General features: G+C 55.0%; 18 protein-coding genes and 1 tRNA gene. 9 read left to right on the forward strand and 10 right to left on the reverse strand.

What is annotated here, in order from left to right:
- Positions 1-111 precede the first annotated feature (111 nt).
- The 3 genes from HUV30_RS13050 to HUV30_RS13060 all read left to right on the forward strand — a co-directional run bounded on the left by HUV30_RS13050 (position 112) and on the right by HUV30_RS13060 (position 2,810).
- On the forward strand, positions 112-768 hold the full coding sequence (locus tag HUV30_RS13050) for an LOG family protein (RefSeq protein ID WP_174405865.1): 657 nt from the start codon (positions 112-114) through the stop codon (positions 766-768).
- Between the two features lie 3 nt (positions 769-771).
- Positions 772-1,323, forward strand: coding sequence for a tRNA adenosine(34) deaminase TadA (gene tadA, locus HUV30_RS13055; protein ID WP_243452174.1), 552 nt, complete (start codon positions 772-774; stop codon positions 1,321-1,323).
- Positions 1,324-1,514: 191 nt separating this feature from the next.
- Complete coding sequence (locus tag HUV30_RS13060) at positions 1,515-2,810, forward strand: HD-GYP domain-containing protein (protein WP_174405866.1); 1,296 nt, start codon at positions 1,515-1,517, stop codon at positions 2,808-2,810.
- A gap of 334 nt (positions 2,811-3,144) precedes the next feature.
- On the opposite strand, the gene HUV30_RS13065 is transcribed toward HUV30_RS13060, so the two are convergent.
- Positions 3,145-3,699 (reverse strand): rhodanese-like domain-containing protein, encoded by a 555-nt coding sequence (locus HUV30_RS13065; RefSeq protein WP_205245219.1) that lies wholly within the window; start codon positions 3,697-3,699, stop codon positions 3,145-3,147.
- Positions 3,700-4,035: 336 nt separating this feature from the next.
- Here HUV30_RS13065 and HUV30_RS13070 point away from each other — a divergent pair.
- From HUV30_RS13070 to HUV30_RS13080, 3 genes are all read left to right on the forward strand, one after another.
- Positions 4,036-4,131: transfer RNA gene (locus HUV30_RS13070), tRNA-Ser, on the forward strand.
- Positions 4,132-4,394: 263 nt separating this feature from the next.
- A complete protein-coding gene (locus HUV30_RS18400) occupies positions 4,395-4,478 on the forward strand; it encodes a helix-turn-helix domain-containing protein (protein WP_243452203.1) in 84 nt (27 codons plus the stop codon).
- Between the two features lie 56 nt (positions 4,479-4,534).
- Positions 4,535-5,446, forward strand: coding sequence for a hypothetical protein (locus HUV30_RS13080; protein ID WP_174405868.1), 912 nt, complete (start codon positions 4,535-4,537; stop codon positions 5,444-5,446).
- A 210-nt stretch (positions 5,447-5,656) separates the two neighbouring features.
- Here the strand turns inward: HUV30_RS13080 and HUV30_RS13085 are convergent, their stop codons facing one another.
- Complete coding sequence (locus tag HUV30_RS13085; RefSeq protein WP_174405869.1) at positions 5,657-6,154, reverse strand: hypothetical protein; 498 nt, start codon at positions 6,152-6,154, stop codon at positions 5,657-5,659.
- 284 nt (positions 6,155-6,438) lie between these two features.
- Positions 6,439-6,885, reverse strand: a complete 447-nt coding sequence (locus tag HUV30_RS13090; RefSeq protein WP_174405870.1) for a Ros/MucR family transcriptional regulator — start codon at positions 6,883-6,885, stop codon at positions 6,439-6,441.
- 839 nt (positions 6,886-7,724) lie between these two features.
- On the opposite strand from HUV30_RS13090, the gene HUV30_RS13095 reads away from it, so the two are divergent.
- Entirely contained in the window at positions 7,725-7,991 is a 267-nt protein-coding gene (locus HUV30_RS13095; protein WP_174405871.1) for a hypothetical protein, read from the forward strand.
- Positions 7,992-8,159: 168 nt separating this feature from the next.
- On the opposite strand, the gene HUV30_RS13100 is transcribed toward HUV30_RS13095, so the two are convergent.
- The 7 genes from HUV30_RS13100 to HUV30_RS13130 all read right to left on the reverse strand — a co-directional run bounded on the left by HUV30_RS13100 (position 8,160) and on the right by HUV30_RS13130 (position 15,138).
- Positions 8,160-9,902 (reverse strand): ABC transporter substrate-binding protein, encoded by a 1,743-nt coding sequence (locus HUV30_RS13100; RefSeq protein ID WP_174405872.1) that lies wholly within the window; start codon positions 9,900-9,902, stop codon positions 8,160-8,162.
- 107 nt (positions 9,903-10,009) lie between these two features.
- Entirely contained in the window at positions 10,010-10,288 is a 279-nt protein-coding gene (locus tag HUV30_RS13105) for a DUF2160 domain-containing protein (RefSeq protein ID WP_243452175.1), read from the reverse strand.
- 22 nt (positions 10,289-10,310) lie between these two features.
- Positions 10,311-11,114, reverse strand: a complete 804-nt coding sequence (locus HUV30_RS13110) for a carbohydrate ABC transporter permease (protein ID WP_174405873.1) — start codon at positions 11,112-11,114, stop codon at positions 10,311-10,313.
- Positions 11,114-11,983 carry a carbohydrate ABC transporter permease gene (locus tag HUV30_RS13115; RefSeq protein ID WP_174405874.1) on the reverse strand — a complete coding sequence of 290 codons (870 nt, stop codon included), beginning with the start codon at positions 11,981-11,983 and terminating at the stop codon, positions 11,114-11,116. Before HUV30_RS13115 ends, HUV30_RS13110 begins: the two co-directional genes overlap by 1 nt.
- Before the next feature lie 8 nt (positions 11,984-11,991).
- Entirely contained in the window at positions 11,992-13,089 is a 1,098-nt protein-coding gene (locus tag HUV30_RS13120; RefSeq protein ID WP_174405875.1) for an ABC transporter ATP-binding protein, read from the reverse strand.
- 12 nt (positions 13,090-13,101) lie between these two features.
- Positions 13,102-14,184 carry an ABC transporter ATP-binding protein gene (locus HUV30_RS13125; protein WP_174405876.1) on the reverse strand — a complete coding sequence of 361 codons (1,083 nt, stop codon included), beginning with the start codon at positions 14,182-14,184 and terminating at the stop codon, positions 13,102-13,104.
- Between the two features lie 144 nt (positions 14,185-14,328).
- Positions 14,329-15,138: a DeoR family transcriptional regulator gene (locus tag HUV30_RS13130; protein WP_174405877.1), complete on the reverse strand. Its 810-nt coding sequence runs from the start codon at positions 15,136-15,138 to the stop codon at positions 14,329-14,331.
- 327 nt (positions 15,139-15,465) lie between these two features.
- On the opposite strand from HUV30_RS13130, the gene glpA reads away from it, so the two are divergent.
- Together glpA and glpB are read left to right on the forward strand one after the other, a co-directional pair.
- On the forward strand, positions 15,466-17,100 hold the full coding sequence (gene glpA, locus HUV30_RS13135) for an anaerobic glycerol-3-phosphate dehydrogenase subunit GlpA (RefSeq protein ID WP_174405878.1): 1,635 nt from the start codon (positions 15,466-15,468) through the stop codon (positions 17,098-17,100).
- Positions 17,097-18,374: a glycerol-3-phosphate dehydrogenase subunit GlpB gene (glpB, locus tag HUV30_RS13140; RefSeq protein WP_174405879.1), complete on the forward strand. Its 1,278-nt coding sequence runs from the start codon at positions 17,097-17,099 to the stop codon at positions 18,372-18,374. Before glpA ends, glpB begins: the two co-directional genes overlap by 4 nt.
- The last annotated feature ends 144 nt before the right edge of the window (positions 18,375-18,518 follow it).

An 18,518-nucleotide genomic window follows, 5' to 3' on the forward strand; every position in this document is an offset into this window, starting at 1 on the left:
TTCCACCCGTTGCACCCGTTGCCGGAAAACCCTATACTTGCCCTACTATCGGGCTCTCATACCCTGTTCCGCCGCCCTGCGGCGATCAACCGAGCTATCACAGGAGCTAACATGCCTTCATCAAAACAGTATGTCATAGACAGCCTTTCCATTAAGGAATCGTGGCGTCTTTTCAAAATCATGTCGGAACTCGTGGACGGATTCGAAACCCTGAGCGAGCTTGAGCAGTGCGTTTCCATCTTCGGTTCTGCCCGCGTTGCACCGGATTCCCCCCTTTATCAGGAGACGGAACTGCTGGCCCGCATGCTTGTGGAAGCTGGCTACGGCGTCATCACCGGCGGCGGCCCCGGCATCATGGAAGCCGGCAACAAGGGAGCATCCGCTGTAAACGGCACCTCGGTGGGCCTGCACATACACCTGCCCATGGAACAGCACAGCAACAACTACATGAACGTGCGCTGCAACTTCCGCTACTTCTTCGTGCGCAAGCTCATGTTCATCAAATACGCCATGGCCTATGTGGTTATGCCCGGCGGCTTCGGCACTCTGGACGAACTGACGGAAGCCTTTGTTCTTACCCAGACCAACCGCATAAAGCCCTTCCCCATCATACTCTACAAGAGCGAATTCTGGAACGGCCTGATCGACTGGGTGAAGGACCAGATGGTAACCGGCGGCTACATCAAGGAAAAGGAACTGGACCTGATTACCATACTGGACACCCCGGAAGAAGTGGTGGCCCACATCAAGAAGCACGTTATTGTCTAACCAATGACAACTCGCAGGGAACTGGAACACTGCCGCGCGGAGCTGACAGCTCTGCCTTCCGGCTGGGACTCGTGGGAAGCGCTCATGCGCCTTGCCATGGAAGAAGCCGCCAAGGCCGAAGAACTGGGCGAGGTTCCCGTGGGCGCAGTGCTTGTAACTCCGGACGGCGAGATACTGGCCAGGGGACATAACCGGACCATTACCGACAATGACCCCACCGCCCATGCGGAGATACTTGCCCTGCGCGACGCCGCCGCAACCGTGCGCAACTACCGGGTGGAAAACGCCGTGCTGGTGGTTACGCTGGAGCCGTGCATGATGTGCACCGGAGCCATGGTGCATGCGCGTGTACGCGGTATTGTCTACGGCACAACCGACCCCAAGACCGGCGTGCTCGCCTCGCAGATGGAGGCTCTTGAGCTGCCGTTTCAAAACCATGCCATATGGCACATGGGCGGCGTGCTTGCGCAGGAATGCGCGGCTCAGCTCTCTGCCTTTTTCAGAAAGCGCAGAGAGGAACATAAACTGCGAAAATCCGACACCGCACCCTGTTGACCCTACCGCCCTCCGGCCCTCGCCGGAGGGCTTTTTTTCATATTAAAACCCACCCAACACAGGGGAACAACACGCCTTTTCTGCATTTCCACGCGGTCTATAATGGCAATACAGTACCGTATGATGCATTATCTGCCTGTCATTCAACCATTCGCGCTTCACCCGGCTGTATTGGCTGTACCGGAGGATATATGGACATCCAGATTTCGCGAGCAGAACTGGTAAGAACCCTCGCCGCAACTCAGGATCTGGTCTGTCCTGTAGTTGCCGGACATGGCAAGCGGGTTGCCATCTTTTCATCACTCATTGCCGAGGCACTGGGCTACACCACAAAAGAACGGGAACGCCTGATGCTTGCGGCAGAGCTGCACGACATCGGCTGCTTCACGCTTTCCATAACAGAGATGAAGGACCTGCATGCCTTTGACGTTCTTGCACCGGAGAAGCACTGTGCTGTGGGCTACATTCTTCTCAGCCAGAGTGCATTGTTCAAAGACATAACCAATACCATTCTGCACCACCATGTGCACTGGGATGCGACAAAAGGCTTTGATATCGAAGGCAACCCCATTCCTCTGGATGCATACATCATCCACCTTGCCGACAGGATAGACATATCCATCACGAACAAGCACCAGATTCTCACCGAGATGAAGCGCATCATCAAAACCATTACGGAATTATCCGGCACCCTGTTCTGCCCCAAGGTGGTGCGGGCATTTGAAGATGCCTCTGCGCGGGATGCCTTCTGGCTGCACGGTGTGCACAGTGAATACAGCACTGTCGGCCTGCAGGACACGGGCGAGATGCTTTCTACGCCGCAACTGCTGGAACTTGTGGACATCCTCACGCTTGCCATAGACTACAAGTCGCGCTTCACATCCACCCATTCCTCCGGCGTTGCCGCCTCTGCCGTTGAGCTGGGCAAGCTTGCCGGCTTCAAGGACACCTTGCACCTGCAACTTGCCGGACAACTGCACGACCTTGGCAAGCTGATTGTACCCAACGAAATTCTCGAAAAGAACGGGCCGCTTACCGATGAGGAACGGGCCGTTATCGAAACCCACCCATTCTACACCTTTTCCATGCTGAATCAGGCGAAGGGGTTGCGGGACATAGCCCGCACGGCCTCTTTCCATCAGGACAAGCTCAACGGACGAGGCTACCCTTTCCGTCCTGTACCGGAAGAATATGACATTCCCGCCCGCATACTGGCCATAAGCGACATATTCACGGCACTGACGGAAGATCGTCCCTACCGTGCAGGGCTGGATGAATCCAGCGTGCTGGGCATAATGCGCAAAATGACGGATGAGCTGCATCTGGACCCGGCCATATTTGCACTGGTGGAGAGCAACTACAATCACCTGAACGCCGTTAGGCACGCCGCGCAGATTGAAGCTGGAAACCGCTATGAAGAGTTCTGGCGAGAAACAGCCGCCATCATGGAACACATTCACCCCGTCCACCGGCCCCCCGACAACTGAGCGCAAGCCCCATATCAATCTTTATCGCTCCACACCAAATTGAAAGGCGGGACAGTATTAACTGTCCCGCCTCAGATTGCTGAAAGTCGTTTTTGGTATTTGGGGCTCCGCCGGGCAGGAACCTAACGTTCCTGCACCTCGTATAAGCGATGAAAATCCGTTTTTGGGTCTTAGGCTCCGGCTTAACGGAAATACGGTTTTACTGAAAACGAGGGTTTGTCAGTAACCTGAGGCGGGGCAGCATTGACTGTCCCGCCCTTTTTTGCATGCATTCCATCCGGCCATGCAGACCGGACGCTCACAGAGCAGAGCCATGTTACCCGGCTTGCGTATGTCACTTGCGTATCGGGCATTCTCCGCCGCAGAGCGGCACCTTGTTCCACGGCATCATGACCAGAACGCGCATCATGCCGCACACGCCGGTTACTCCGGCAAAGATCATTCCGCCTCCCACAAACAAGGGGATGGCAAAGAAGAATGGAGAGACGAGCAACCCGAGCAAGGTGAACAGTAAGACGATGCTCCCGGCAGCAATGAGCACCTGCCGTTCCAGAGGGATGGCCTTACGGCCTTCTATCACTGGCAGGCCTGCTTCCTTCCATGCGACCATGCCTCCGTCCAGCACTGCGGTTTCATCCATCTCGCGGGCCAACGCCTTTGCGGCATCTGCAGCGCGTGCACCGGAGCGGCACACAAGCACCGGCAGCTTGCCCTTGCCGCCCATGGCCTCTACCCGCTCCCGGCTGACAATATCAAAAGGAAGAAACACGGAATCCGGCAGCCGCTCGGCAACCGCCTCGCCTGTGGTTCGCACATCCACCAGCACGGCCTTGCCCTGCTGCACCATGTCGTAAGCCACCTTGGGGGTCATCTTGGTTATTGTAGCCATATGATATCTCCTGATCTCTCGCATAGAGCGACAGCGTGTTGCATAATTGATTAGACTACAGCCATCATACCCCGCTCGGGTATTTTTTCAAGATGTTTGGTGCATTCATGCAAATATCACATCACGCAGGCATTGCAGAATTTGCGAAGCGCTCCCTGCGCGGGTCTGTTTTCCATTCGCAGGCATATTGTCGCTCATCGCATCAGAACAGGGAATCGGTTGCCAACATCCTTCCATCACCCATAATTTTATGCTTGCGCGTGCCATCAAAATATCTTAGTAACCAAGTCCCTTTCGACGACAGCGAATCTCCTTCGCCCAATCGAAAGACCATACGGAGAGGTAGCGAAGTCCGGCCGTAACGCGCTCGACTCGAAATCGAGTTAGGGGTTAATAGCCTCTACGTGGGTTCGAATCCCACCCTCTCCGCCACGAAGTTAAAGCCCCCTGAAGCACGAAAGTGATTCAGGGGGCTTTAACTTTTTCTACACCAGCCGCCTCACGTTCACCGCCGAGATGAACAACCCCATTCAGACTCTTCAGCTTCAGACCATCGGTGCCGTGTAGCTCAGTTCGAACGAGCAATCATCAAGGAGCATCAGCGAGAGGGAATTGCCGAGGCGCTGGACAAAGGCAAGCATTGCGGCAGGTCTGCCAAGCTGTCAGTCGAACAGGTCGATGAACTCAAGGCGCGGATCGAAGCCGGGGAAGAGAAGAAGGGGCTGGCGATGGAGTACGGTATCAGCAGGCAGACGCTATACAGGCTGCAAAAAAGCTAGTAACCTTCCCTTCCTGTATATCTGTTTTGTTATGCCATCCCACTAGCGAGCATCATATGATCGACAATATTCCTACCGCTCAAGACTTTCACGATTCCGGGAAAGAGCTCCTTGCCTATGCTTGGGACATCGTAGCAAGCCTCCTTATGGATTTAAAGGAGGTGTATCCGCCTGATTTTGAAGATGAAGAAAGGGAATATTGGGAGGCGTCCAAGCGACACCTGAACACAGCGGTGTCCATAATGCAGCAAGGAACTGAGTTTCTCCTCAAGGGAGAGATCGCGAATGTTTCACCATATATACTGATTGCTGGAAATCCTAGTTCATGGCCGACACCATACTCTGATGCCAAGCTGCACTTTAATGAGTTTAGAACTATAGACTCTCAGGACCTCATTAAGGTTCACGACACTGTCTGTGAAAGAGAAATGCCTAAGGACTTTACTTCTAATTATAATAATCTTCGTATAATTAGAAATGTTATAATGCATTCGGTGAAAAAAGATATCACGCTTACAGCTATTGATATAATAGAAACAGTATTGTACATACATAACACATTTTTAAAAAATGAATCTTGGCTACAACTACGTCTTGATTATCTATCTCGAAAGCCAAACCACTTGCTTGGAGGGAATGACTACGATATAGACATCATGTGTATTGAGACAGAACTTATAATTGACCTCCTTCCACCAAGTGTAGTTAAAAAATACTTCAACATAGTAAAGTCAAGAAGAGCATATCTTTGTCCAAAGTGCTACAACGACGCAAAGAAAGACTTCGACTTTGAATCAAAGCTCGCTCGACTTACATCGCGCAGTAAGGATTGTACAACAATATACTGCCCCGTATGCGACGAAACACACAACGTCATAAGGGAAAAATGTTCAAGTTGCCCCGGAAACGTGCTTAGCGATGAAGGTATATGTTTGACTTGCGAAGAAGACAATACTCCTACTGATTAGCACGCCACCACTCAGCGGATACACAGAGCGAATACACACGTCCATCAACCCAAGGCGCGCGTCGAATAAACTCAGCTAGTTAGCGATTGTCGTGGGGGAGAGGGACAAATCCCACCCTCTCCCCCACAAAAACAATTTGAGCCACTTAGCAGACTGCCAAGTGGCTCTTTCTATGCCTACTTATTGGGGCGCATTGTAATCAATCCCCCATCACCGCCGCAACGCCCTGATACTCAGCAGAATATCCAACTCAATGCGGGCAACGCGGCCATCCAGACGGCCGATGGTCTCGCGCTCTATGGTATTCAGAAATGACATGTTGCGCAGATCTTCTGCGGTATACTGCCGCACCATCCTTCTTGCCCTGAACTGACGCTCCAGCTGGGTCTCGGCAATGCAACCATCCGGCCCGGCTATTCCGCCGCCTTCTCGGGCCGCATAGACATCATTAGATATATAGAACAAAAAACCGCACCACAGAGCCAGTTCATCATAATAGGCATATTGGAAGCGATAACTCTCGCTTCTGCCGCTGCCGGAACTCGTATTCATCTGCGTTGCCACAAAACCCCGCAACGACAATGCGGATTCCCGAAGGTCTTTGATCTCGCGCTGCAATACCACGTGAGAGTCGGAAGCGCCGACTTGAGCAGGCAGCCCCGTAAGCAAGACCACCACGAATACGAGCAGAATAATCCCTGTGCGCATAGCTCCCACCTTATTGATACATGCTTCAGCACCGCCGAGTGCACACCGCAACGCACCACGTGAATCATTTTTCCACTTTCACCGTATCCTGAAATACAGAATTTAGGAAACTGTCTGCCGTTCCCGGTCAACGTATACAGCAAACAGGCAGAAGAAAGGCACACCACCATGCGGAAGCAAAATAACACCTCACCACAGAATGCAACGGCATAAAAAAGGCTCCCCGACGCATGCAGCACCGGGGAGCAAAAAGCAGAAAAGCGAAACGCAGTGGCGAGAAAGAGCTAGGCCTTCTTTTCAGCCTTCTTGGCGCCTTTCTTACCTCGGCTTTCCACCTTTTCCCATATCTTCATGGAAGCCATCTTTTCCTTACGCTGCTTGGCAAGGCTCTTACATACAAGGGCGGTGCCCTTCTTGTAGCCATGCTTTTCGCGATATTCGTTAGGAGTAAGACCATGAGTGGCAAGGTGTTTCTTTCCGAGAATCTTGAAAGTCTTACCGCACTCAACGCAGATAATGGCGTTCTGCTTGATGGCCTTCTTGGGATCTACAACAGGACCTTCAACAGCTTCTTCTGCAGTCTCTTCAACTTCTTCACATGCAGCAAGCTTGGCCAGTCCATCGGCCAGTTCCTTTACCATGGAAATCATCTCTGCGGGAGTCATCTGTTTAACTCCTGCCTGAGCCTGAACCATGGACATCGCCTGATCAAAGAAAGGGTTAGAATTCATATGGCACCTCATTTTGGGGTTTGTAGCTACGATGATCTAAACACATTATTCTGAAATGTACATACTTTTTTTACAATTAATAACAATAAATGCTCATTTACATAGCGCAGGCAAAGTAACATGCCCGTAATACAGCCCCCGGTTGACAGAATAAAAGTGCTATTTTCTGCACAAAACTGTAATCAGCAGCATAAGCATATCCCTCTACGAAAACAGTAAGTTATACCCTACGGCTGTATAGTTTACTAAAGTATTTTACGCTGAAATCACTCGCACAAAGATGAGAACAGGACTATTCCGCCATGACAAACAGTTACGAACAGGCTAAAAACACTTACGATTCCATACCCTCCTCCGAAAGACTGCAAACTTGACGATACAAAGCCAGATTCAGTATTCACCTAGCCTGCAAGAGCAAAACAATCCGGGTTAAAAGTAATATAAACAATCAGCCCGAAGCACATCCCCCTCCCCTGCGCCCCCCTGAAAATGGGATTCTCCGGACTTTTTCTTCTCTTTCCCCTTTGCCTTTCATATGGCACCGTGCTAGAGCAGTTTTCAGCGACGGGGCGTGCGCCAGTCCGGCTACGGCTTCACGGAGGCTAACCGGCTGAACGCCATCATCGCACCATAGCTCGTTCTTTTATCCGGGAGTCGGACACAGTCAGGGCTCCCTGTTTTATTTGCCGGAGCGGTTGTTCTGCCACACAACCGCTGTCAAGGTATGTACTGTACGCGAGGAATGGCTTATGCTCTTCCCTGTACCTCCGCGAGGAGGGAAGGCATGCATACTCGCCGTATGTGCCAAAAAACGACTTGCCAATTCGAGAGGAAATCACATGGTCGACCCTAGAGATGTAAACTACGTACTGGACTACTTGATATCGGGTACCCGAAACTCAACCAGCCCCGGGGGCAAGAAGTCCTACAAGTTTAGCATCACGGACCTTGCTGAAGATTTGGACTACGCCGAAGACGAAGCCGCAAAGATTCTGCAACACATCAACGCCAGCACGAACCTCTGGCCGGCGGACTTTGAAACGGCCGGTAAGAAACTCGCCATCCCCAATGCCGCTCTAGACGATCTGAAAAAGATACGCGGATAAAGGGATAGATTTTTCCCGACCCAAGCCCCTGCAACACCATGGCAGGGGCTTTCTTTTTGCCCTCTGCTTATGTGTATCTGCGGGGAGCAACGCCCGCCTGTCTGCCGCAAACAAAAGGGGCTCCCTTGCGGGAGCCCCTTGTCATTGGTTGTTCGCAGTTACCAAGAACTACTTCGCGCGACCTTCCTTCCACGCCTGGATCAGCTTGTCGTAGTCAAGGGTTTCACCCTTGGGCTTTTCGTTGGCAAGCTTTGCCTTGGGAGCACCAGGCTGGTTCAGCCAGTAAGCTTCATCCTTTTCGGGGTTCAGCTTGGGACCGCATTCGCCAAGAACGTTGGAACGCTCAAGACGCATGAGAATCTTGTCCTGTTCGCGGGCAAGGTTATCCATGGCGGTATCAACGGTAACTTCACCGGCAACGGCTTCACCGATGTTCTGCCACCACAGCTGTGCGAGCTTGGGATAATCCGGAACGTTGGTGCCGGTGGGGGTCCATGCTACGCGGGCGGGGCTGCGGTAGAATTCCACCAGGCCGCCGAGCTTCGGAGCACGTTCGGTAAAGGACTCGTGACGGATGTCGCTGTCACGGATGGGGGTCAGACCAACGTGGGTCTTCTTCAGAGAGGTGGTCTTGGATACGCAGAACTGAGCAAAGAGCCATGCGGCCTTGCGGCGATCAACGGGGGTGCTCTTCAGCAGCGTCCACGAACCGCAGTCCTGATACCCGAGCTTCTGGCCTTCTTCCCAGTAAGGACCGTGGGGAGAGGGAGCCATGCGCCACTTGGGAGTGCCGTCAGCGTTGACAACAGGGGTACCCTTTTCAACCATGGCGGCGGTGAATGCGGTGTACCAGAAGATCTGCTGTGCTACGTTGCCCTTTGCAAGGCTGGGCAGGGACTGATAGAAGTCCATGCCGAGTGCTCCGGGAGGAGCGTAGAGACGCAGCCATTCCATGTACTTGCGCAGTGCATACTTGGCGGCGGGACCGTTGGTTGCGCCACCACGGGAAACGCTGGCGCCAACAGGACGGCAGCCGTCAACACGAATGCCCCACTCGTCAACGGGCTTGCCGTTGGGCAGCCCCTTGTCGCCTGCACCGGCCATGGAGAGCCATGCGTCGGTGAAGCGCCAGCCAAGGTCGGGAGCCTTCTTGCCATAGTCCATGTGACCATACACGGCCACACCGTCGATTTCGCGCACCTGCTCGGTGAAGAATTCGGCGATGTCTTCATACGCGGACCAGTTTACCGGTACGCCCAGTTCGTAACCATACTTGGCCTTGAAGGCCTTCTTCAGTTCGGGCTTCTGGAACCAGTCGTAACGGAACCAATACAGGTTCGCGAACTGCTGGTCGGGCAGCTGATACAGCTTGCCGTCAGGACCGGTGGTGAAGGACTTGCCCATGAAGTCGTCGATATCCAGGGTAGGCAGGGTAACGTCCTTGCCTTCACCGGCCATCCAGTCGGTCAGGTTGACAACATGACCGGAACGGAAGTGGGTGCCGATAAGGTCGGAGTCGTTGACGTATGCGTCAAACACGTTTTCGCCGGACTGCATCTGCACCTGCAGCTTTTCAATAACGTCGCCTTCCTGAATCAGGTCGTGCGTGATCTTGATACCGGTAATTTCGTAAAACGCCTTTGCGAGCACCTTGGATTCGTACTCGTGTGTGGGAATGGTTTCGGAAACGACCTTGATTTCCATGCCGCGGAACGGCTTACCGGCCTTGATGAACCATTCCATTTCCTTCATCTGATCAGCTTTGCTCAGCGTGGAAGGCTGAAATTCCTGATCAATCCATTTCTTCGCAGCTGCTTTGTAATCTGTGTCACTGGCGGCAACACCAGCACCAGCAAAGCTCAGGAACGCTGTTACCAGCGCCCCGACCATGAAGACATGCCTCAGCTTCATACATACCTCCGTGTTGAAAATAGAGAACTCCAGTAACTCCATTGATCGGCAGCAACATCGCCGGATCTTTCATCCCTATTGCATGTCGCTCAAACCGCCGGGGGCGATCATCCCCAGCGCTGTACGGCAACAATAAAGCCCACGGAAAACACTGTCGCAATCCATACCGGATAGTCGGTAAGCCCCACCCAGGCCAAGTGAATGTATGCACTGCTCAGCAGCCCGACAAACAGACGGTCCCCCCTTGTGGTCACAATGGGCAGCAGCCCCTTGCGCGCAACGTTAGGGGAAACAATCTCCCAACAGGTCATGCCTATAAGCATAACCACAATCACAATGAAAAAACCAGCAGTAACAGGCGTCCACGCCATCCATTCCATATCCATGTCCGGCTCCTTTGCCTGAAAACTAAACCCGGCCGAGGGCAAAACCCTTGGCAAGATGGTTACGCACAAACCAGATGACCAGTGCACCGGGTACGATGGTCAGAATACCCGCCGCGGCCAGCAGCCCCCAGTCCAGACCGGTGGCGCTTACGGTACGCGTCATGGTTGCTGCGATGGGCTTGGCCGACGTGGTTGTAAGGGTACGTGCCAGCAGCAGTTCAACCCAGCTGAACATGAAGCAGAAGAAGGCGGTAACCCCGATGCCCGCACGGATAAGCGGAATGAACACGCGCAGGAAGAAATGCGGGAAGGAGTAGCCGTCTATGAAAGCTGTTTCGTCTATCTCGCGCGGCACGCCGGACATGAAGCCTTCAAGAATCCACACCGCCAGCGGCACGTTGAACAGACAGTGCGCAAGAGCCACGGCTATGTGGGTATCGATGAGATTGAAGGTGGAATACAGCTGGAAGAACGGCAGCAGAAATACCGCAGGGGGTGCCATGCGGTTGGTGAGCAGCCAGAAGAACACATGCTTGTCGCCGATGAAGCGGAAGCGTGAAAAGGCATAGGCTGCGGGCAACGCCGTGACCAGCGAGATGACCATGTTCATGGTCACGTAGATGATGGAGTTTATGTAGCCGGAATACCACGAGGGGTCCCCGAATATTTTCATGTAGTTCTCAAGGGTCGGGTGCTCCGGATACATGGCCAGACTGCCGAGAATCTCCGCGTTGGTACGCAGCGACATGTTCAGCATCCAGTAGATGGGCAGAAACAGCACCACCAGATACAGAGCGAGCACAAAGTAGCGTTTGCGTATCTTCATTACTTGTCTCCCGTGCCCACGGCCTGCAGTGCCTGATAGAACAGCCAGCAGAACAGCAGGACGATAAGGAAGTAGATGAGTGAGAATGCGGCCGCAGGCCCGAGGTCGAACTGGCCCACCGCTACCTTCACCAGATAGATGGACAGGAAGGTGGTTGAGTTGCCGGGACCGCCGCCCGTAAGGACGAATGGTTCGGCGTAGATGAGGAAGCTGTCCATGAACCGCAGCAGAAGCGCGATGGTGAGCACCCCGCGCATCTTGGGCAGCTGGATATAGCGGAATATGGCCCACGCCGAGGCACCGTCGATCTTGGCAGCCTGATAATACGCTTCCGGAATGGCGCGCAGACCGGCATATGCCAGCAATGCCACCAGCGGGGTCCAGTGCCACACTTCCATGAGCATCACGGTAATCCACGCATCAATCGGACTCGCCGTGTGGTCGAACGGTATTCCAAGCCCGTTTATGGTGGCCCCGAACAACCCGATATCCGGCCGGGTGAAGATGATCCATATGGTGCCGATAACGTTCCACGGAATCAGCAGCGGCAAGGCCAGCACCACCAGACAGGCCGATGAGCCCCAGCCTTTCTTGGGCATCATGAGCGCTATGGCTATGCCCAGCGGCATCTCGATGAGCAGTACCAGGCCGGAGAACAGAAGCTGCCGCCAGAGCGCTTCATGCAGGCGGCTGTCTGAAAGTACTTCCTTGAACCATTCGGTGCCTATGAAGAAACGCTGACCGGGGCCAAAAATATCCTGCACGGAATAGTTCACCACGGTCATGAGCGGAATCACGGCACTGAACGCCACGATGATAAAGACGGGCAGAATGAGGAACCACGCCCTGTTATTTTCCCATTTGTTCATAGTTCCCCCTACCCGACCAGCCGTTCGTTGAAGAAGAGTCTGGTCTTGTCCGCAGGAAAGACCACCCAGCAGGCACCGTCGACTACGGTGCGGCTATCGCTGACGCGGGCTTTTATCTCCTGACCACCAAACTGCACTGTCACAATGCGACAGAAACCCTGATCTTCCACCCCCAGCACACGCCCCTCAAACGCGGGGGCATTGCCGCACTCTTCACGAGTGGCAAACACGCCGGTGTACATGGGTCGTATGCCGATCTTGAAATCCGTCCCCAGGCGGGAAGCCCGCACGCCGCAGCCTTCTTCCAGCGGAATAGCGGAGCCGTTCACGCGGGCGAAATCACCGTCCAGCGTACACTTCATGAAGTTCATGCCGGGGCTGCCGATGAAGTAGCCCACGAATTCATGCTCCGGACGTTCGAACAGTTCTTCCGGCGTTCCGGTCTGCACAATCTCGCCCTCGTACATGATCACGATCTTGTCGGCGAAGGTCATGGCCTCCACCTGATCGTGGGTCACGTAGATCATGGTCAGGCCGAATTCGTTATGAATCTCTTTGAGCTTGCGACGCAGTTCCCATTTCAGGTGCGGATCGATAACCGTAAGGGGTTCGTCAAAGAGAATGGCGGCAACGTCGCTGCGCACCAGCCCGCGCCCCAGAGATATTTTCTGCTTCGCATCAGCGGAAAGTCCCGCGGCACGTTTGCCGAGGTCTGCCGACAGCTCGAGCGTATCGGCTATCTTGCGCACGCGGGCATCCACATCGCGGGAAGGAACGCCCCGGTTGCGAAGCGGAAAGGCAAGGTTGTCGTACACCGTCATGGTGTCGTAGAGCACGGGAAACTGGAATACCTGCGCTATGTTGCGTTGTTCCGGCTGCAGAGAGGAAACGTCTTTTCCGTCATACAGTATCTGCCCGTGAGAAGGCTTGAGCAGGCCGGAAATGATATTCAACATGGTTGTCTTGCCACATCCGGAAGGACCAAGCAGGGCATAGGCCCCGCCATCATCCCACGTGGTGTGCACGCGTTTGAGCGCGAAATCATCATCGTTCCTGGGATTCGGCTTGTAGCTGTGCTTGATTTCGTTCAGGTCTATTCGGGCCATGGTCTTTCTCCGCTATCTGCCGTGCTTGGGCGCGACAAGCAGATTGCCCGCCTTGTTGAACACATAGAAGTCGCCGGGATGCGCGTATACGGCAATGCGGCTCCCGACCTTGCGGGTATGCACCCCTTCTTCCTGCACAACATAAGATTCGTTGCCGTGCATGAAATGGATGAAGGTTTCCGAGCCGTTGATTTCCGCAAGTCCTACAGTACCCGTGATAGGGAAATAGCCTTCTCCGAGATCAAACAACGAAAACTTGTTCGAGCGGATACCGAAGGTATATTCCCCCTTGGGCAGGGCTGCGATTTCCGACGTGGGAGGAAGACACAGGTCTTCACCGAAACGATTGCAGTTTTCTTCGATGCTGACAGGAATGAAGTTGATGGGCGGATCGCTGAACACCTGCGCCACCTTCACATTGGCAGGATTCTGATACACATCGGTGGTGGTTCCCACCTGCAGCACCCGCCCCTCGTGCATGACGATGACGTTGCCGCCCAGCATCAGGGCCTCTGAAGGTTCCGTGGTTGTATACACCACAACAGAATCGCGCTGGCCGAATATCTTCTGCAGCTCGTCGCGCAGTTCCTCACGCAATTTGTAATCGAGGTTGACCAGAGGTTCGTCGAGAAGAAGCAGGTCCACGTCCTTGACCAAAGCACGGGCTATGGCGGTACGCTGCTGCTGCCCACCGGAAAGTTCGGCAGGAAGCCGGTCCAGAAGATGATCAATATGCAACATGGAAGCCGCCTCGCGGACACGCCTGTCCACTTCCGCCTTGGGAACGCCATGAATCTTCAGGGGCGAGGCAATGTTGTCGTAGATGGTAAGGGAAGGATAATTGATGAACTGCTGATATACCATGCCGATATTGCGCTTGCGGACGGACACCCCTGTCACATCCACGCCACCGGCAACAACAGTGCCCTTACTCGGCCTGTCCAGCCCTGCCATGACCCGCAGAAGCGAGGTCTTTCCGGCCAGAGTTCTGCCGAGCACGACGTATCTCGAACCCGGCTCCAGGTGCAGGGAAATGTCCTTGAGATGAACTTCCTGCCCCACAAACTTAGAAACATCTTTGAGTTGTAAACCCATACAAAGCACTCCAGGTAATCACCATCGGCTTTATAGCCCGCACTCGCCTTCGCCGTGGGTAACAATCAAAATGAATGTTCGGATTTGAAAACTACCAATAGAATCCCCCTTCGTTTTTCGCACACTTCCTCAGCACGGCCGTCGCTATTCCGCCACATGCAGCGCAACGCCCGCACGACGCATGATCTCCACAAGCTCTTCCGGCGGGCGCTTGTCGGTGAACAGGGCATCTATCTCCTCTATGCTGCCCAGTCTCACCATGGCGTTGCGGCCGAATTTGGTGTGGTCCGTAACCAGAAACACCTTGCGGGAATTTTCCATGATCGCCCGCGCTGCACGCACTTCGCGGTAATCGAAATCCAGCAGGGTGCCGTCCATGTCTATGCTGCTTATGCCTATGATGCCGTAATCCACCTTGAACTGGCGGATGAAATCTATGGTTGCCTCGCCCACGATGCCGCAATCCTTGTGGCGCACCAGCCCGCCCGAAACGATGACCTCGAAGGAAGCGTTCTTGGACATGGTCTGCGCCACATTGATATTGTTGGTTATGACCCGCAGCTTGTCATGCTTGAACAGGGCCTTGGCAACCTCTTCCGTCGTGGTTCCTATATTAATGAAGAGCGATGACCGGGCAGGAATCTGCTGGGCAACCAGCCGCGCTATCTCGCGCTTTTCCTGCAGGCACATGATCCTCCGGTCCAGATAATCCACGTTTTCCGTGCTGAGCACGGGACCGGCACCACCATGGTGCCGCTGCAGCAGGCCCTGCCTGCTCAGAATATTTATATCGCGGCGCACCGTCTGGGGCGTAACGCTGAACATTTCGGCAAGGGCACCTATAGACATAAAGCCTTGCTCCCTTATCAGCTGCAGCACCTGTTCATGCCGCATACGCACAGCTTCATGCCTGCCTTCCGCCGCCTCTTCCGCAGCATCCTGCGTATCAAACATCGATCAGCACCTCACACCGGCTTATTTTCACTTTCAAACATTACAATTCCATTTCTGTTCACTATCGAAAAAAACAATGACTATTCATGCTGTTTTTGGTAAAAAAATTCATCATTCAGCTACAAGCCGGTATTTTTTTCCTCTTTCATTGGTATCACGTTCAGTTTTTTGCTACAAGAGAAAATAGCTCTTTTCGCAAGAGACCCGAAACAGACCGTTTCTGTGCCCTTGCGAACCCTTTTGCAAGAATTGTGGCCCGGAAAACACGACGCAAAGACCGATGCATACCGGCAGGCATGTCAACAGCGGACACATGGGGTCGGCCAAATGAAAACTCTATCAACTACCGTTCTTATCATTGGTGGCGGCGCAACGGGCACGGGGCTGGCAAGGGATCTTTCCCTTCGCGGGGTTCACTGCCTGCTTGTGGAAAAGCGCGACATCAACTCGGGGGCTTCCGGCGCCAACCACGGGCTGCTGCACAGCGGCGCCCGCTATGTGGCATCGGATTCCGAAGCAGCCATTGAATGCCGTGAAGAAGGCGCAATCCTCAAAAAACTGGCCCCCCAGTGTATCGACGACACGGGCGGCCTGTTTGTTGCCGTTCCCGGCGACAATGAAGATTACATCGCCAATTTCGAATCCATGTGCGCACGCAGCGCGGTTCCCTGCACCGCCATATCGCCGGAAGAAGCCAGAGCGCTCGAGCCAGCCCTCGCCGACAACATCATCGCGGCCTACAGCGTTGAAGATGCCGCCGTTGATCCCTTCATGCTCTCGCTGGACAACCTTGCGCATGCCGTGACCCTTGGCAGCGAATACCGCTGCAACGCCCGCGTCACAAACCTGCACATACGCAACGGCCGCATTGAAAAAGTATCCGTCCATGACGATACCACCGGCGAAGAATTTCTGGTGGAAGCCCAGCTCGTGGTAAACGCCGCAGGCGCGTGGGCAGGCAAGATTGCTTCCATGGCCGGGGCAAAGATACACCTGCTCTACTCCTCCGGCAGCCTGCTCATCACGCAGAACCGCCTGACCTCCCGCGTCATCAACCGGCTGCGCAAGGCTGCGGACTCCGACATTCTTGTTCCCGGCGGCACTGTTTCCGTTCTCGGCACCACCTCCGTCACCATTGACGATCCGGACAAGAGCCGACCGACAGTGGAAGAAGCCGACCGCATCATAGACGATGCCCGCGCCATGATGCCCCTGCTGGAAACCACCCGCTACATCCGTGCTTACGCAGGCGTGCGGCCCCTTGTTCTGGCCGGAAACGCCGGCGATGCCCGCAACGTGAGCCGAGGCTTCAGCCTCATCGATCATGCGCGTGACAGCATAGAGAACTTTGTGACCATAACCGGTGGCAAGCTCACCACCTTCCGGCTCATGGCGGAACGGACAGCCGACCTTGTCTGTGCCAAGCTGGGAGTTTCCGCCCCCTGTGTGACACGGGAGGTTCCCCTGCCCGCCTCCACCATGGGCAGATGGACGGAACCCGGGCTCACCGCCAAGGCATGGCTCGGCACCCGCGACGTGCACGACCAGATTCTGTGCGAATGCGAAATGGTTTCGCGCAGTGTCGTCGACAATATTATTGATACCATCGGGGCCGAAGGTCCCAACAGAGGCGATTCCATGCTCACCGCCATCGGCCTGCGCAGCCGTGTGGGCAAAGGCCCCTGTCAGGGCGGGTTCTGCGGCCTGCGCGTGACCAGCCATCTGTATGACAGAGGCTGCGTGCACGCCGAGCAGGGTGTGGACGAACTCAAGAACTTCATAGAGCGCCGCTGGCGCGGTTTCTCGCCCATTCTGTGGGGCCTGCCCGCCATGCAGGCCGACCTGCAGGAAGCGCTCTACTGCGGCATGATGGATATGGAACTCAACGGCCACAGACCGGATGCGGACACGCTCGGCGCAGACAGCATGCAGGAAATTTCCTCTCTCGGGGGCAGGGAATGAACAGGTACGACACCATTTACGATGTCATGGTCATAGGCTCCGGCTTTGCGGGCATGGCTGCCACCCTTTTCGCGGCAGAACGCGGCCTGAAGGTGGCCCAGACCGGGGCCACCGGCGGCATTGACTTCAGCACGGGCTTTCTCGACCTGATGGCCGTGCATCCTGTGGCCGAAGGCCGCTACTGGGATTCACCCTGGGATGCCATCGATGCCGTCATTGCCGACCATCCGGCCCACCCCTATGCCCGTCTCGGCAAAGACCGCATTCGTACCGCCATGAACGACTTCACGGAGTTCCTGCGCAGCCAGAAGCTTGAATACATGGGGCATGAAGACCGTAACACCCCCATTCTTTCTCCCGCCGGAACGGTAAAGCGCACCTACCGCATTCCGCGTACCGCATGGAAGGGAACCGAAGCCCTGCGCGACAAGGCCCCTACCCTGATCGTGGACTTCAACGGTCTGAAAGGCTTCAGCGGGCGGCAGATCGTGGAAATGCAGCAGACTGCATGGCCCCGCCTCAAGACTGTGCGGGTGGATTTTCCCGGTTCCTTCGGAGAGCTCTATCCCGAACACATGGCATGGACGCTCAGCTCCCCTGAGCGATGCAGGGAACTTGCCGATTCCATTGCGGAACAGGCAAAGGACGTGGAGTACATAGGCTTTCCTGCCGTGCTGGGGCTGAACGATCCCGTGCGCACGGTCACCCTGCTCGAAGAGCTCACCGGCAAGCATGTGTTCGAAATTCCCACGCTGCCTCCGTCCATCACCGGCCCGCGCCTCAGAGCTACATTTGACCGAGGGCTGGCGCCCAGAGGGGTGTGCACCTTCTCACAAAAACTGGTGCTGGAAGCCCGCCGCGACAAAGACGGACTCTTCACCTTCCTCATCGGTGTTCCCGGCGATGCCCGTCCGGTAAAGGCACGCAACGCCATTCTCGCAACGGGCCGCTTCTTCGGCAAAGGCCTGCGTGCGGAACGGAACGGCGTGGTGGAACCCATTTTCGGCATTCCCGTCACCCAGCCCGCAGAGCGCACTGCATGGCATCACCAGCACTTCTTCGACAGGCACGGGCATGCCATCAACATGTCCGGCATTGAAGTGGACGACAGCCAGCATCCGCTGGATGCGCAAGGCAAGGTAGTGCATGACAACCTGTATGCAGCAGGAGCCATTCAGGGCCACCATGACTGGATGCGTATGAAGTGCGGAGCGGGCATAGCCATTGCCACGGCATATCGCGCGGTGGAATCCATTTGCGGGACCACCCCGTAACCATCCCCCGCCTGCGGACTATGAAGACGACTGATAAGATATAGACGCCGACAGAGAATGGTGCGGGAAGGATGACCTCCCGCACTCCAGCATGATACGGGAACACACGGAACCTGATCGGAACCTGACAGGAGGGCCCCCCGA

This window comes from Desulfovibrio subterraneus (assembly GCF_013340285.1).
GTDB lineage: Bacteria > Desulfobacterota > Desulfovibrionia > Desulfovibrionales > Desulfovibrionaceae > Halodesulfovibrio > Halodesulfovibrio subterraneus.

Coding starts and splice junctions, on each gene's coding strand:
- HUV30_RS13125 (WP_174405876.1), bottom strand. CDS start 14,184: ATGGGTTTACAACTCAAAGATGTTTCTAAGTTTGTGGGGCAGGAAGTT.
- HUV30_RS13100 (WP_174405872.1), bottom strand. CDS start 9,902: ATGAAGCTGAGGCATGTCTTCATGGTCGGGGCGCTGGTAACAGCGTTC.
- HUV30_RS13085 (WP_174405869.1), bottom strand. CDS start 6,154: ATGCGCACAGGGATTATTCTGCTCGTATTCGTGGTGGTCTTGCTTACG.
- HUV30_RS13090 (WP_174405870.1), bottom strand. CDS start 6,885: ATGAATTCTAACCCTTTCTTTGATCAGGCGATGTCCATGGTTCAGGCT.
- HUV30_RS13105 (WP_243452175.1), bottom strand. CDS start 10,288: ATGGATATGGAATGGATGGCGTGGACGCCTGTTACTGCTGGTTTTTTC.
- HUV30_RS13060 (WP_174405866.1), top strand. CDS start 1,515: ATGGACATCCAGATTTCGCGAGCAGAACTGGTAAGAACCCTCGCCGCA.
- HUV30_RS13115 (WP_174405874.1), bottom strand. CDS start 11,983: ATGAACAAATGGGAAAATAACAGGGCGTGGTTCCTCATTCTGCCCGTC.
- glpA (WP_174405878.1), top strand. CDS start 15,466: ATGAAAACTCTATCAACTACCGTTCTTATCATTGGTGGCGGCGCAACG.
- HUV30_RS13120 (WP_174405875.1), bottom strand. CDS start 13,089: ATGGCCCGAATAGACCTGAACGAAATCAAGCACAGCTACAAGCCGAAT.
- HUV30_RS13095 (WP_174405871.1), top strand. CDS start 7,725: ATGGTCGACCCTAGAGATGTAAACTACGTACTGGACTACTTGATATCG.
- HUV30_RS13065 (WP_205245219.1), bottom strand. CDS start 3,699: ATGGCTACAATAACCAAGATGACCCCCAAGGTGGCTTACGACATGGTG.
- HUV30_RS13050 (WP_174405865.1), top strand. CDS start 112: ATGCCTTCATCAAAACAGTATGTCATAGACAGCCTTTCCATTAAGGAA.
- tadA (WP_243452174.1), top strand. CDS start 772: ATGACAACTCGCAGGGAACTGGAACACTGCCGCGCGGAGCTGACAGCT.
- HUV30_RS13110 (WP_174405873.1), bottom strand. CDS start 11,114: ATGAAGATACGCAAACGCTACTTTGTGCTCGCTCTGTATCTGGTGGTG.
- glpB (WP_174405879.1), top strand. CDS start 17,097: ATGAACAGGTACGACACCATTTACGATGTCATGGTCATAGGCTCCGGC.
- HUV30_RS13130 (WP_174405877.1), bottom strand. CDS start 15,138: ATGTTTGATACGCAGGATGCTGCGGAAGAGGCGGCGGAAGGCAGGCAT.
- HUV30_RS13080 (WP_174405868.1), top strand. CDS start 4,535: ATGATCGACAATATTCCTACCGCTCAAGACTTTCACGATTCCGGGAAA.